General features: G+C 65.4%; 13 protein-coding genes. 12 read left to right on the forward strand and 1 reads right to left on the reverse strand.

Translation table 11 applies throughout. From position 1 onward, the window contains the following. Window positions 1-29 precede the first annotated feature (29 nt). Genes frr through lpxB form a run of 12 tightly spaced genes read left to right on the forward strand, consistent with a single transcriptional unit; the run spans window position 30 to window position 11,997 of the window. Entirely contained in the window at window positions 30-596 is a 567-nt protein-coding gene (gene frr / locus AAC997_RS11315; protein ID WP_340645802.1) for a ribosome recycling factor, read from the forward strand. A gap of 38 nt (window positions 597-634) precedes the next feature. Further along, entirely contained in the window at window positions 635-1,387 is a 753-nt protein-coding gene (gene uppS / locus AAC997_RS11320) for a polyprenyl diphosphate synthase (RefSeq protein ID WP_340645803.1), read from the forward strand. Beyond that, window positions 1,368-2,210, forward strand: coding sequence for a phosphatidate cytidylyltransferase (locus AAC997_RS11325; protein ID WP_340645804.1), 843 nt, complete (start codon window positions 1,368-1,370; stop codon window positions 2,208-2,210). The genes uppS and AAC997_RS11325 overlap by 20 nt, the downstream gene beginning before the upstream one ends. Next, window positions 2,198-3,397, forward strand: a complete 1,200-nt coding sequence (gene dxr, locus AAC997_RS11330) for a 1-deoxy-D-xylulose-5-phosphate reductoisomerase (protein ID WP_340645805.1) — start codon at window positions 2,198-2,200, stop codon at window positions 3,395-3,397. The genes AAC997_RS11325 and dxr overlap by 13 nt, the downstream gene beginning before the upstream one ends. Window positions 3,398-3,411: 14 nt before the next feature. Continuing rightward, on the forward strand, window positions 3,412-4,617 hold the full coding sequence (gene rseP / locus AAC997_RS11335; protein ID WP_340645806.1) for an RIP metalloprotease RseP: 1,206 nt from the start codon (window positions 3,412-3,414) through the stop codon (window positions 4,615-4,617). A 29-nt stretch (window positions 4,618-4,646) separates the two neighbouring features. Continuing rightward, a complete protein-coding gene (bamA, locus tag AAC997_RS11340; RefSeq protein WP_340645807.1) occupies window positions 4,647-7,046 on the forward strand; it encodes an outer membrane protein assembly factor BamA in 2,400 nt (799 codons plus the stop codon). 5 nt (window positions 7,047-7,051) lie between these two features. Next, window positions 7,052-7,678 carry an OmpH family outer membrane protein gene (locus AAC997_RS11345; RefSeq protein ID WP_340645808.1) on the forward strand — a complete coding sequence of 209 codons (627 nt, stop codon included), beginning with the start codon at window positions 7,052-7,054 and terminating at the stop codon, window positions 7,676-7,678. 40 nt (window positions 7,679-7,718) lie between these two features. Beyond that, the gene (gene lpxD / locus AAC997_RS11350; RefSeq protein ID WP_340645809.1) at window positions 7,719-8,741 is read left to right on the forward strand and encodes a UDP-3-O-(3-hydroxymyristoyl)glucosamine N-acyltransferase; all 1,023 of its coding nucleotides are present in this window, start codon (window positions 7,719-7,721) and stop codon (window positions 8,739-8,741) included. Continuing rightward, the gene (gene fabZ / locus AAC997_RS11355; RefSeq protein WP_293493195.1) at window positions 8,738-9,211 is read left to right on the forward strand and encodes a 3-hydroxyacyl-ACP dehydratase FabZ; all 474 of its coding nucleotides are present in this window, start codon (window positions 8,738-8,740) and stop codon (window positions 9,209-9,211) included. The genes lpxD and fabZ overlap by 4 nt, the downstream gene beginning before the upstream one ends. Further along, window positions 9,208-10,005, forward strand: coding sequence for an acyl-ACP--UDP-N-acetylglucosamine O-acyltransferase (gene lpxA / locus AAC997_RS11360; RefSeq protein WP_340645810.1), 798 nt, complete (start codon window positions 9,208-9,210; stop codon window positions 10,003-10,005). The genes fabZ and lpxA overlap by 4 nt, the downstream gene beginning before the upstream one ends. Before the next feature lie 7 nt (window positions 10,006-10,012). Further along, window positions 10,013-10,846, forward strand: coding sequence for a UDP-2,3-diacylglucosamine diphosphatase LpxI (gene lpxI, locus AAC997_RS11365; protein WP_340645811.1), 834 nt, complete (start codon window positions 10,013-10,015; stop codon window positions 10,844-10,846). Beyond that, a complete protein-coding gene (lpxB, locus tag AAC997_RS11370; RefSeq protein ID WP_340645812.1) occupies window positions 10,843-11,997 on the forward strand; it encodes a lipid-A-disaccharide synthase in 1,155 nt (384 codons plus the stop codon). Before lpxI ends, lpxB begins: the two co-directional genes overlap by 4 nt. Before the next feature lie 66 nt (window positions 11,998-12,063). On the opposite strand, the gene gltA is transcribed toward lpxB, so the two are convergent. Continuing rightward, window positions 12,064-13,344: a citrate synthase gene (gene gltA, locus AAC997_RS11375; RefSeq protein WP_340645813.1), complete on the reverse strand. Its 1,281-nt coding sequence runs from the start codon at window positions 13,342-13,344 to the stop codon at window positions 12,064-12,066. Between the last annotated feature and the right edge of the window lie 34 nt (window positions 13,345-13,378).

Below are 13,378 nucleotides of genomic sequence, written 5' to 3' on the forward strand. Positions count from 1 at the left end.
GATAACCTTTGACTTAGGGAGACGCAGCCATGGCCGACGCAGAGAAGCCTGTGCTTTCGAGCTACCGGGACCGCATGGACAAGGCGATCTCCGCCTTGAAGGACGAATTCGCCAGCCTGCGCACAGGCCGAGCGTCGTCCGGCCTGCTCGATCAGGTGATGGTGGAGGCCTACGGTTCGACCGTGCCCTTGAACCAGGTCGCCGCCGTCAGCGTCCCCGAGCCCCGCTCCATCACGGTCAGCGTCTGGGACAAGGGTATGGTGGTGTCGGTGGAAAAAGCGATCCGCTCGTCGGGCCTCGGCTTCAATCCGGTCAACGAAGGCACGAACCTGCGCATTCCGATTCCGCCCCTCACCGAGGAGCGTCGCAAGGACCTGGCCAAGATCGCCGGCAAGTACGCCGAGCAGCAGAAGATCGCGGTCCGCAACGTCCGTCGTGACGCCAACGACGACCTGAAGAAGGCCGAGAAGAACGGGGCCATCAATCAGGACGAGCAGAAGCGCATGGAGACCGAGGTTCAGAAGATGACCGACGAGGCCATCAAGCGCATGGACGAAGCCTTGAAAACCAAAGAGCAAGAGATCATGCAGGTTTAGTCGTCCACACTGACCTGAAGGACGAAACGGAAAACCTCATGGCCTCCGCTCCCACAGAGCCACCCGCCAAGGACGCGCCACTTCACGTGGCGATCGTCATGGACGGCAATGGCCGCTGGGCAAAGCGCCGGGGCCTGCCACGCAAGCTGGGGCACCCAAAGGGCGTGGAGGCGATCCGCCGGGTGGTGGAAGCCGCCCCCGAACTGGGCGTTCGCTGGCTTACTCTCTACGCCTTTTCCACCGAGAACTGGGGCCGCCCGGCCGGCGAGGTGGCCGAGGTCATGCGGCTGCTGAAGCACTATGTGAACAGCGACCTGGACAAGCTGACCCGTGAGGGCGTGAAGGTCCGCATCCTGGGGCGCCGCGAGGGTCTGCCGCCGGACGTCGCCGAGATCGTCGAGCGCGCCGAAGCCCGTACCGCCCACAACGATAAATTCTTCCTGCAGGTGGCCTTCAACTACGGCGGGCGGGCCGACATCGTCGATGCGGCCCGCGCCCTGGTGGTCGAAGCCCTCGCCGGCAAGATCGACGCCGCCTCCGTGACCGACGCGTCCTTCGAGGCCCGGCTGTCCACCGGCGGCCTGCCGCCGCCCGATCTGGTGGTGCGCACCAGCGGCGAGCAGCGCCTCTCCAACTTCCTGCTGTGGGAATCGGCCTATTCGGAGTTCGTCTTCCCCGACGTGCTCTGGCCCGATTTCACGCCCGACCACCTGCAGTCGGCGATTGATGAATTCCACCGGCGCGAGCGCAGGTACGGCGCTGTCGCGGACGATGTCCTTGCCGCCGGTTAAGCGTTTCAACTGGACCAATCTGGGGGTTCGGGTGGCCTCGGCCACCGTGCTGGTCCCGACCGCCTTGGCCGCGGTCTGGTTCGACACGGGCCTGGCCGTCGGAGGGTGGCCCTTCCTGGTGCTGGTCGCCGTGGCGGTCGCTCTGCTCTCCATCGAGTGGGGCGGAATGAGCGCGCCCTATGCGCCGGTCCGCGTCTCCACGGCCGTCACCGTCGCCATCCTGGCCGGGGTCTTCCTGGCCCACCGCGACCACATGTGGCTGGCGTGGGCGGGACTGCTGCTGGGGGGCGTGGCTTCGGCCCTGGTTGCCCGCGGGGTGGCCGAACGGCCGGCGGACGCGGCGTTCGGCGTCTTCTATATCGGCATCGCCTGCATCTGCCTGATCTGGCTGCGCGCCATGCCCCAGGGCCAGTGGTGGACGCTGATGCTGTTCGCCATCACCTGGACCGCCGACATCGCGGCCTTCGCAGTCGGCAGCGCCTTGAAGGGCCCCAAGCTCTGGCCGCGTTTCTCGCCCAACAAGACCTGGTCGGGCTTTGTGGGCGGCCTGGTCTTCGCCATGGCTGTCGGCGCCCTGATGACCCTCATCCCGGCCTTCGAGCTCAACATGGCCGCCGGCGCTCTGGTGGGCCTGCTGGGCGGCCTGGCCACCATGGCCGGAGACCTTTGGGAATCAGCGTTGAAGCGGCGGTTTGGGGTCAAGGATTCCGGCGATCTGATCCCGGGTCACGGCGGTCTGCTGGACCGGGTTGATGGCCTGTTGTTCGCCGTCGTGATCATCGCGCTGGCCCGCCTGGTGAACCATTTGGGATGGGGCCATTGAGTCTTCCGCGTCGTCTCAGCGTCCTGGGCTGCACGGGGTCGGTGGGGGTCTCCACCCTGGACCTCATCGAGAAGTCCGGCGCCGAGGTCGAGATCATCGCCCTGACAGCGGGCCGCAATGTCGAACGCTTGGCCGAACAGGCCCGCCAGTGGCGGCCGAGGCTGGCGGTGATCGAGGACGAAACCAAACTTGCCGAACTGCGCGATCGCCTGGCGGGGACGGGTATCGCCTCGGCGGCAGGCGCAAACGCCGTGGTCGAGGCCGCGGGCATGGACGCCCAGTGGGTGATGTCGGCGATTGTCGGTTTCGCAGGACTGGGGCCGACCCTGGCCGCCGCGCAGGCAGGAGCCATCGTCGCCCTGGCCAATAAGGAGAGCCTCGTCTGTTCCGGGCCACAACTGCTGCGCATAGCCAAGCTGGCGGGCGGGGTGGTGATTCCAGTCGATTCCGAGCACTCGGCGATCTTTCAGGTCTTCGACCCGATGGTCGCCCAACACGTCTCGCGTCTGGTGCTCACCGCGTCGGGTGGCCCGTTCCGGGGCTGGACCCGTGATCAGATGCGACTAGCCAGCGTCGAGCAGGCGGTTGCCCATCCGATGTGGGACATGGGGGTCAAGATCTCCATCGACTCGGCCACCATGATGAACAAGGGCCTTGAAATGGTCGAGGCGGCCTATCTGTTCGCCATGCCGCCTGAACGAGTCGACGTGATCGTCCATCCGCAATCCATCGTCCATTCCATGGTGGAATATGTCGACGGCTCGACCCTGGCCCAACTCGGCGCGCCCGACATGCGTACGCCGATCGCCTGCGCGCTCGCCTGGCCCGACCGGCTGCCCTGGCCTGCGCCCAAGCTGGACTTGGCTCAGGTCGCCCAGCTCACCTTCGAGGCGCCCGACTACGACCGATTCCCCGCGCTTCAAATCGCCAAGGACGCGCTGGCGGCGGGCGGCGCGGCGCCGGCGGTGATGAACGCCGCCAATGAGGTCGCCGTGGCCGCTTTTCTTGACCGGCGCATTGGCTTTCTCGATATTGCCGCAATCGTAGCCGACACACTCGAACGTGTTGAGGCCCAGGGCCTCGCGGGGGAACCCAACAGCGATGTTCTCGAGGGTGCAAAGGCGACAGATGCGATGGCGCGTCGCGTTGCGTGCGATGTCGTCGCCGGGCTTCGTCCGGCGTCGTAGGGAGTAGCCTCGCCATGCTTTCGATTCTTCAGACCGCTGTGGCCTTCGTTCTGGTGCTGACCCTTGTGGTCACCGTCCATGAGCTGGGCCACTTCTGGGCCGCCAAGAGTTTCGGCGTGGCGATCGACCGGTTCTCCATCGGCTTCGGCAAGGCGATCGCCTCCTGGACCGACAAGTCCGGCGTGCAATGGCGGATCGGCTGGGCGCCTGTGGGCGGGTACGTGGCCTTCTCCGGCGACGACAACGCCGCCAGCGTCCCCGACCAGGACGACCTGGAGACCATGCGCCAGGCCATCGTCGCGCGGGAAGGGGAGGGGGCGCTGTCGCGCTATTTCCACTTCAAGCCGACCTGGCAGCGCGCGGTGATCGCCGCGGCGGGCCCGATGGCCAATTTCGTCCTCGCCGTCGTCATCTTCGCCGTCCTGATCCTCGCCCTGGGAGAAAACCTGCTGCCGGCCAAGGTGGCCTCCGTCACCCCGGGCAGTCCTGCGGCGGCGGCGGGCTTCCGGCCCGGGGACCTGATCGCCGAGGCGGATGGCCGCCCGGTCAAGAGCTTCATGGATCTGGCCGAGGTCGCCCAACTGCGGGTGAACCTGCCGACGGAGTTTGTCGTGCGGCGCGGGACCCAGGAGGTTTCGCTGACCGCCACCTCCAAGCTGCAGATGCGCTCGGATGGTCTCGGTGGCGAGCGGATGCAGGGCACCCTGGGCATCGTCCCGGTGCAGGCCCGCGAGGACTATGTCCATGTCCGCTACAACCCCATCGAGGCGCTCGGCAAGGGCGTCGAGCGCACCTGGCGCGTGCTGAGCACCACGGTCTATTACCTGGGCCGGATGGTGACCGGCCAGGTCTCGGCTGACCAGTTGAGCGGTCCGTTGGGGATCGCCCGCGTCTCGGGCCAGGTCGCCCAGGCCGGGGCGGTTGGCGCGCCGGATCTCGGCTCGCAGATTCTTGGCTCCGGCGTCGCCCTCCTGGGGCTCGCCGCCGTGCTCTCGGTCGGGATCGGGTTCATGAACCTGCTGCCGGTGCCCGTGCTGGACGGGGGCCACCTGCTGTTCTACGCCTACGAAGCTGTGGCCCGCAGGCCTCTCGCGGCCAAGGTTCAGGCCGCCGGCTATCGTGTGGGCCTTGCGCTGTTGCTGGGATTGATGTTGTTCGCGACCTGGAACGATCTGCAGCAACTGCGTGTGTTCAAAATCCTCGGCGGTCTGCTTTCCTGACCTCCCCATTTCCGTTGACGGCAGAAACGATGCAAAGAACCCGCGCCCACAGCGCCGCGCTCGCCTCCGGTCTCGCCCTGCTTCTGGGCTCGACCGCGCTTGCCCTGCCGAGTCTCGCCTTTGCGCAGGCTGCGGAGCAGGGCGGTGTGGTGCAAAGGATCATTGTCGAAGGCAATGAGCGGATCGAGCAGTCGACCGTACTCTCGTATCTACCGATTCAGCCTGGGGAGAGCGCCGATCCGGCCAAGCTCGACCTGGCGCTGAAGGCGTTGTTCCGAACGGATTTGTTCTCGGACGTGAAGATCAACCTGACGAACGGTGACCTGACCATCACGGTCGTGGAAAACCCGATCATCAACAAGGTGGTCTTCGAGGGCAACTCCGGCCTCAAGGAAGAGAAGCTTCGCGACGAGGTCACCGTGCGCCCGCGCGGCATCTTCACGCGCGCCAAGGTCCAGTCCGATGTCCAGCGGATCGTCGAGCTCTATCGCCGGTCGGGCCGCATCTCGGCGACGGTGTCGCCGAAGATCGTCGAGTTGCCCCAGAAGCGCGTCGATCTGATCTTCGAGATCGATGAGGGGCCCAAGAGCGGCGTGTTGCGCGTCAACTTCCTGGGGAACAAGGAGTTCTCCGACAACGACCTGCGCGACGTGGTCGTGACCGAGCAGACCAGCTGGTATAAATTCTTCTCGTCCAACGCCAACTACGACCCTGACCGCCTTGAGTACGACAAGGAGCAGCTGCGTAAGCATTACCGAAATCGCGGCTTCTACGACTTCCGCGTGATTTCGGCGGTGGCCGAACTGTCCACGGACAAGAACGGCTTCGTCATCACCTATACCCTCGACGAAGGCCCGGAATACAAGTTCGGCAAAATCTCCGTGGAGACTGAACTACAGAAGCTGGACAAGAACCTGCTGCTGCAGTTGGTGCCGATCCGCTCGGGTGAGCTCTATGAAGACGAGAAGATCGAGAACGCGACCGACTCGCTGACCTTCGCTGCCGGCGCCGCAGGCTTCGCCTCGGTGGATGTGCGGCCGCGCTATGTCGCCAACAAGGACACCAAGACCGTCGATGTGGTCTTCCAGGTCCGTGAGGGGCCGCGCGTCTATGTCGAGCGTATCGATATCGTCGGCAACAGCCAGACCCTCGACTCCGTCATCCGCCGCGAGCTGAATTTGGTCGAAGGCGATGCCTACAATCGCGCCCTCGTGGACCGGTCGAAGAACAACATCCGTGCGCTCGGCTTCTTCAAGGACGTCAACATCACCGAGATTCCGGGCTCGGCGCCGGACCGGACAACCCTGCAGGTAAAGGTCGAGGAGCAGCCGACCGGTGAGCTCTCGTTCAGCGCCGGCTACTCGTCCGTCGACCAACTGGTTCTCGATCTGGGCATCACCCAACGCAACTTCCGTGGACGTGGTCAGGATGTCCGCGCCCGCATATCGGTGGGCTCCCTACGGCAGCAGGTGGACTTCTCCTTCACCGAGCCGCGCTTCCTGGGCCGTAATCTTCGGGCCGGGGTGGACATCTACTCGTACCGCTACGACTTGACTGACTATTCGGCCTATCAGACCAGCACGCTCGGCATGAACCTGCGCGCCGGCTTCCCGCTGACGCTGAACTCGTCGATGAGCACCCGGTATGTGATCCGCCAGGACGAGGTGGAGATCGACGACACCTACTGCGACGTGACCTCGCCGATCGTTTCGCTATCACTTTGCGCCCAGCGCGGGGCGTTCCTGACCTCCCTCGTTGGCTACGGCTTGCGCCTGGATCGACGGAACAATCCGATCAATCCGACCCGCGGCTTCTACGTTGATGTCAGCCAGGATCTGGCCGGCGTCGGCGGCGACGTGAACTACATCAAGACCGACCTTTCCGGCGGCTGGTATCACGGCTTCAACAAGAACTTCATCCTCAGCGTCACTGGCCAGGGGGGCTATATCGCCGGCTGGAGCGGTGACACGATCCGGATCAACGATCGCTCCTACAAGGGCGGTAACAGCTTCCGGGGCTTCGAGACCGCGGGCCTCGGGCCGCGCGACACCAACTTCGCCCGCAGCGACGCCTTGGGTGGCCGCGCCTATGCCATTGGTTCGGTGGAAATGACCATTCCCACCTTCGTGCCCGAGCAATACGGCATCAAGGCCGCCCTCTTCACCGACTTCGGCACCGTCGGCCTGCTCGACGACGTGGACAAGGAATACCAGCCTGGCTCGATCAACCCGGTCACTGGTCTTCCCTATCCCGCGGGCACGCGTGATCCGCTGATCTTCGATGACCTGTCGCTGCGCGCAACGGCTGGTCTGTCGGTGTTCTGGAAGTCTCCGATGGGCCCCATTCGTTTCGACTTCAGCCAAGTTTTGGCCAAAGAAGACTACGACAAGACCGAAACCTTCCGCTTCTCCACTTCAACGAAGTTCTGACCCTCATGACGATCAAAAACATTGTTGCGGCGACCTGCGTCGCCGCGCTCTCGCTAACCGCCAGCTCGGCCTTCGCCCAGGCGGCTTCGGCGCCGGTCACCTCTCACGGGCCGGCGATCCCTGGCGTCTGCGTCATGTCGATCGAAGGCGTCATCGGCGGGTCAACCGTCGGCAAGTACGTCCAGACTCGCCTGCAGCAGATCGCGGCCCAGGTCGGCGCGGAAATGAAGTCGGAGGAAACCACCCTCCAGAACGACGCCAAGACCTTGGATGGTCAAAAGGCGACGCTGGATCAGGGGGCGTTCGAGAAGCGCGCGGCCGACCTTCAGGTCCGCGCCAACGCCTACCAGCGCAAGTCGCAGCTGCGCGAGCGGGAGTTGCAGGCCACCCAGCAAAAGGCTCTTGGCAGGGTCGGCCAGGAACTGGACCCGATCATTCGCCAAGTCTATCAGCAGCGTCAGTGCAGCATCCTGCTGCAGCGTGACGCCTTGGTGATCGCCAATCCCGCCATGGACATCAGCCCGTCCATGACCACGGCCTTGAACGCGAAGATCACCCAGTTCGCCTTCGACCGCGAACGGCTGGACCAACAGGCTGCGGCCCCTCAAGCTGCGGCTCCCGCCCGCAAGTAGAACGACTCGGGCTATGCGCGGGTCGAGCAGAGAGTGCTTGATGCCTGACCCGCGCTTTTTCGAAGATTTGGGGCCCGTTTCACTGACGGAGCTCGCCGCGCTGACTGGGGCCGAGCTGTCGAACCCGCAGGCCGGGTCGGTGCAGGTCGCCCGCGTCGCCATCCTGGCGCGGGCCTCCGCTGACAGCATCACCTATTTCTCGGATCGTAAGTTGGCCGCCGAGCTGGCGGACACCCGCGCCGCGGCCTGTTTCGTCTCCGAGCGAGACGCGGGCCTCGTGCCGCCAGGGTGTGTCGCCCTTGTCACCCGCCAGCCGACGGCCGCCTACGCCATTTCGGGCCAACACCTCCATCGTCAGCGGCTGCATGCCGGCCCGGCTGTCTCTCCCGAGGCCACCTTGGAGGGGGGGACGGTCATTGGGCCCGGCGCCGCGATAGGCCAGGGCGCGCAGATCGGCCGTGGGACCGTTATCGGACCTAACAGCGTCGTCGGTCCCGGCGTCACGATCGGCCGGGACTGCATCATCGGCCCCAATGTCAGTATCCACTGCGCCCTACTGGGCGACCGCGTGAAAATCCTGGCGGGCGCGGCCATCGGCGAGGCGGGATTCGGCGCTACGGCCGGCCCCACCGGAGTCATCGACATCCCACAACTAGGTCGCGTGATCCTGCAGGACGGCGTCACCGTCGGGGCCAATAGTTGCATCGACCGGGGGGCCTATGAAGACACCGTCCTTGGCGAGAACACCAAGATCGACAATCTGGTGCAGATCGCCCACAACGTCCGCGTGGGCCGCAACTGCGTGATGGCCGCCCATACAGGCATCTCGGGGAGCGTCACCATCGGCGACGGTTCGGCCTTCGGCGGCCGAGCCGGGGTGGCTGACCACGTCATCATCGGCGAGGGCGCTCAGATCGGCGCGGCCGCGGGCGTCTTGCGGGACGTGCCGCCCAAGGCCGTCGTGGGGGGCTATCCAGCCATGCCCATGCGACAATGGCTGCGCGAAGTCGCCTGGCTCAGCAAAGCGGCGGCCGTACGCCGTCGGGAGGAAACTGATCAATGAGCCGCAAGGCCCCCGTCAACGAGTCTCCCACCGAGATCGACATCACCGAGATCGTGAAGCGGATACCGCATCGCTATCCCTTCCTGCTGGTCGACCGCTGCGAGGACTACAAGCCCAGCGAGTCGATCGTCGGCATCAAGTGCGTGACGATCAACGAGCCCTTTTTCCAGGGCCATTTTCCCGATTACCCCGTCATGCCCGGCGTGCTGATCATCGAGGCCCTCGCCCAAACCGGCGCGGTTCTGATGTCCAAGTCCCTCGAGGTGGACGTGGCCGGCAAGACCATCTTCTTTGTCTCGGTGGACAATGGCCGCTTCCGTCAGCCTGTTCGGCCCGGCGACGTCCTGCGCCTGAACGTCAAGGTGATCCGTGCGCGGGGCGATCTCTTCAAGTTCCAGGGGCAGGCCATGGTGGGCGACAAGGTCGCGGCCGAATGCGAGTTCGCCGCAATGGTTGTGGCCACCCAATGAGCGCTCACGTCCATGCCAGTTCCATCGTCTCCGACGGTGCGGTGCTCGGCGACGGCGTCGTCATCGGCCCGTTCTGCACGGTTGGTCCCAATGTCCGTCTGGGCGCGGGCACCAAACTTGTCTCCCACATCGTCGTGGATGGCCATACTGAGCTCGGGGAGGGAAACACTGTCTATCCCTTCGCCATGTTGGGCGGCCCCCCGCAGCACACGGCCTACAACGGCGAGCCCACCAGGTTGGTGATCGGCGACCGCAACACCATCCGCGAACACGCCACCATGAACATCGGCACCGTCAACGGAGGCGGCCTGACCAGCGTGGGGTCGGACGGATTCTATATGATCGAGAGCCACGTCGGCCACGATTGCAAGGTTGGCGACCACGTCATCCTGACCAAACAGGCGACGCTGGGCGGCCATTGCCAGATCGGGGACTTCGTCATCGTCGGCGGCCTGGCCGCTGTGCATCAGTTTACGCGGGTGGGTCGCCACGCGATGATCGGCGGCCTCGCGGCCGTCGTAAAGGACGTCATTCCCTATGGCTCGGTCTGGGGCAACCACGCCCACCTTGAGGGCCTCAACCTGGTGGGCCTGAAACGCCGCGGCTTTAGCCGGGAGACCATCAACACCATGCGGGCGGCCTATCGCATGTTGTTCGCCGACGAGGGCACCTTCCAGGAGCGCCTCGACGATACAATCGAGACCTATGAGAGCTCCGACGAAGTCCGGGAGATCATCGACTTCATCCGCGCCGACGGCAATCGCCCACTTTGCCTGCCCGAACGGGAGGTCTAGCCTTCACATGCGCAAGCTCGGCCTGATCGCCGGCGGCGGCACCCTGCCCTTGGAGATCGCCGAGCACTGCGAACAGGCGGGCCGCGCCGTCTTCATCGCTCGCCTGAAGGGCTTCGCCGACCCCGAGCTCAACCGCTTCCCTGGCGCCGATGTCGGCTTGGCGGAGATCGGCAAGACCATCAAGGCGCTCAAGCGCGCCGGTTGCCAGGCCGTCTGCCTGGTTGGCAACGTCAGCCGGCCGGACTTCAAGACCCTGAAGCCTGACCTGCGTGGCCTCGCCCTCCTGCCGGCTGTCATGGCCGCAGCGCGAAAGGGCGATGACGCCCTGCTGCGGGTCGTGCTGAATGAGTTCGCCAAGGAGGGCTTCGTGATAGAAGGCGCCCACGAGGCCAAGAGCGACCTGACCCTCGCCAAGGGACCGCTGGGCGCGGTGGCTCCCCGCCCCGAACACCAGGGCGACATCGACCGCGCCCTGCTGGTGGCCCGAGAGATCGGTCGCCTGGATGTAGGGCAAGGGGCCGTGGTCTGTGACGGCCTGGTGCTGGCCGTAGAAGCCCAGGAGGGCACCGACGCCATGCTGCGTCGCGTGGCCCACGAAATCCCCGCCGCGATCCGAGGAACCCCTGGCGCCTATCGCGGTGTGCTGGCCAAGGCGCCGAAACCCATCCAGGAGACCCGCATCGATCTGCCCACCATCGGGCTGGCCACCGTTCAGCGCGTCGCCGCCGCTGGCTTGGCGGGCATTGTTGGGGAGGCGGGGCGTCTCCTGGTTCTCGACCGTGAGGCGGTGATCGAGTTGGCTGACGAACTCGGCCTCTTCATTCTGGGCGTCGAACCGTGAGCAAGCCGCTCTGCGTCATGCTGGTGGCCACCGAAGCCTCCGGCGACGACCGGGGCGCGGGCCTGGCCAAGGCCCTTCGCGCGCGGCTGGGCGACAATGTGCGCTTCATCGGCGCCGGAGGCGCCCAGATGGCCGCCCAGGGCGTGGAGAGCCTGTTCGACATCGCCCAACTCTCGATTCTCGGCGTCGTGGACGCGCTCGCCGTCTATCCCCGCGCCATGAAGCTGGTGGACCAGACGGTCGCACTCGCCGCCCGCGAGAAGCCCGACGTGGTCGTGTTGATCGACTCCTGGGCCTTCAGCCTGCGCGTCGCCCATCGGTTGCGAAAGATCGACCCTTCCATCCCGCTGGTGAAGTACGTCGCGCCCCAGGTGTGGGCCTGGCGAAAGGGGCGCGCCAAGGTCTTGGCCGGCGCCGTCGATCACCTGCTGTCGATCCATTCCTTCGACGCCCCGTATTTCGAGGCCGAGGGTCTGGCCACCACCTTCGTTGGCAATGCGGCGCTGAAGGTCGACTTCTCCAAGGCCGACCCGGCCCGTCTGCGCAAAGACCTTGGCATTGCCCCTGAGGCCCCGATCCTGCTGGTCTTGCCCGGCAGTCGCCCCAGCGAAATCACCCGCGTCCTGCCGTCGTTCGCCGCCGCCGCCTTGCTGTTGAAGGCAAGTCACCCGGACCTGGAGATCGTCATCCCGGCGGCGCCGACCGTGGCCGCGGCGGTCAAGGCGCAGGTCGCCGGCTGGCCTCGCCGCGCCCACGTGGTCGAAGGCGAGCAGGCCAAGCTCGACGCCATGAAGGCGGCCACCGCCGCCCTGGCCTGTTCTGGCACCGTCACCATCGAGTTGGCCCTTGCCGGCTGTCCCATGGTGATCGGCTACCGGATCGACAAGCTTACCTACGCCTTGGTCAACCGGCTGGTGAAGCGGCCCATCACGCTCTTCAACATCGCCGCCGGCACGATGGTGGCCCCGGAACTGATCCAGGACGATTGCACGCCGGAAAACCTTACCCGCGAGGCCGCCCTGCGGCTGGATAACGCCGACATCGCCGGCCGCCAGATCGCAGCCCAATACGGCGCTCTGGAAAAGATGGGCCGGGGCGGTCCCGACCCGTCAGACGCCGCCGCTGAGGCCATCCTCAGGCTCATCGCCTGACGCGCGAAGAAAATCCGCCGAACCCGAGGGCGCGGCGGATGATCTCAAGTCCGGGACTCCAAGCGCCTAGCGCTTGCTGATCGCGGTGTAGTCCCGTTGCGGGGAGCCTGTGTAGATCTGGCGCGGCCGGCCGATCTTCTGCAACGGATCCTCGATCATTTCCTTCCACTGCGCGATCCAACCGACCGTACGCGCCACGGCGAACAGCACGGTGAACATCTCCGGCGGGAAGCCCAGAGCGCGTAGGGTGATGCCGGAATAGAAGTCGACGTTCGGGTAGAGCTTGCGCTCGATGAAGTAGGGATCGGACAGAGCGATGCGCTCAAGCTCGATGGCCACCTTCAGCAGCGGGTCGTCGGAATTGCCGACCTCGGCGAGGACCTCATGGCAGGTCTTCTGCATCACGGTCGCGCGGGGGTCGTAGTTTTTGTAAACGCGGTGACCGAAGCCCATCAGGCGGTAGCGGCGGTCCTTCACGCCCTGAACGTACTCGGGGATGCGATCGACGGTGCCGATCTCCTTGAGCATGTTCAGCGCTTCTTCGTTCGCGCCGCCGTGGCTGGGGCCCCAGAGGCAGGCGATCCCGGCCGCGATGCAGGCGAACGGGTTGGCGCCCGAAGACCCCGCGAGGCGAACCGTCGAGGTCGAGGCGTTCTGCTCGTGGTCGGCGTGCAGGATGAAGATGCGATCCATGGCGCGCGTCAGCACCGGGTTCGGGACCCAATCCTCGGCGGGCACGGAGAAGCACATACGCAGGAAATTCTCGGCGTAGGACAGGTCATTGCGCGGGTGCACGAAGGGCTGGCCGCGGAAGTACTTGAAGGCGCGCGCGGCGATCGTCGGCATCTTGGCGATCAGCCGGTGCGACGAGATCATCCGCTGCTCGGGATCCTCGACGTTGGTGCTGTCATGGTAGAAGGCCGAGAGCGCGCCGACGGCGCCGACCATGATCGCCATCGGGTGAGCATCTCGACGGAAGCCCAGGAAAAAGCGATCGAACTGCTCGTGCAGCATCGTGTGGTAGGTGATCGTCTTCTCGAATTCCTCGGCTGCGGCGGCATTGGGCAATTCGCCGTGCAGCAACAGGTAGCAGACTTCGAGGAAGCTCGATTTTTCTGCCAGCTGGTCGATCGGATAGCCGCGGTGCAGCAAGATACCCGCGTCGCCGTCGATGAAGGTGATCTTGCTCTCGCAGGACGCCGTGGAGGTGAAGCCCGGGTCATAGGTGAAGACGTCGGCCTCGGCGTAGAGCTTGCGGATATCGACGACATCCGGGCCGTCGACGCCCTTCAGAATCGGGAGTTCAACGGTCTTTTGACCGATGCTCATTTTCGCCGTGTCGGCCATGCCATCCCCTTCGCATGTCTGGAACAAAACGTCT

Origin of the sequence: Phenylobacterium sp., assembly GCF_037968635.1 — a bacterium.
Classification (GTDB): domain Bacteria; phylum Pseudomonadota; class Alphaproteobacteria; order Caulobacterales; family Caulobacteraceae; genus Phenylobacterium.

Coding starts and splice junctions, on each gene's coding strand:
- frr (WP_340645802.1), top strand. CDS start 30: ATGGCCGACGCAGAGAAGCCTGTGCTTTCGAGCTACCGGGACCGCATG.
- uppS (WP_340645803.1), top strand. CDS start 635: ATGGCCTCCGCTCCCACAGAGCCACCCGCCAAGGACGCGCCACTTCAC.
- AAC997_RS11325 (WP_340645804.1), top strand. CDS start 1,368: ATGTCCTTGCCGCCGGTTAAGCGTTTCAACTGGACCAATCTGGGGGTT.
- dxr (WP_340645805.1), top strand. CDS start 2,198: ATGGGGCCATTGAGTCTTCCGCGTCGTCTCAGCGTCCTGGGCTGCACG.
- rseP (WP_340645806.1), top strand. CDS start 3,412: ATGCTTTCGATTCTTCAGACCGCTGTGGCCTTCGTTCTGGTGCTGACC.
- bamA (WP_340645807.1), top strand. CDS start 4,647: ATGCAAAGAACCCGCGCCCACAGCGCCGCGCTCGCCTCCGGTCTCGCC.
- AAC997_RS11345 (WP_340645808.1), top strand. CDS start 7,052: ATGACGATCAAAAACATTGTTGCGGCGACCTGCGTCGCCGCGCTCTCG.
- lpxD (WP_340645809.1), top strand. CDS start 7,719: ATGCCTGACCCGCGCTTTTTCGAAGATTTGGGGCCCGTTTCACTGACG.
- fabZ (WP_293493195.1), top strand. CDS start 8,738: ATGAGCCGCAAGGCCCCCGTCAACGAGTCTCCCACCGAGATCGACATC.
- lpxA (WP_340645810.1), top strand. CDS start 9,208: ATGAGCGCTCACGTCCATGCCAGTTCCATCGTCTCCGACGGTGCGGTG.
- lpxI (WP_340645811.1), top strand. CDS start 10,013: ATGCGCAAGCTCGGCCTGATCGCCGGCGGCGGCACCCTGCCCTTGGAG.
- gltA (WP_340645813.1), bottom strand. CDS start 13,344: ATGGCCGACACGGCGAAAATGAGCATCGGTCAAAAGACCGTTGAACTC.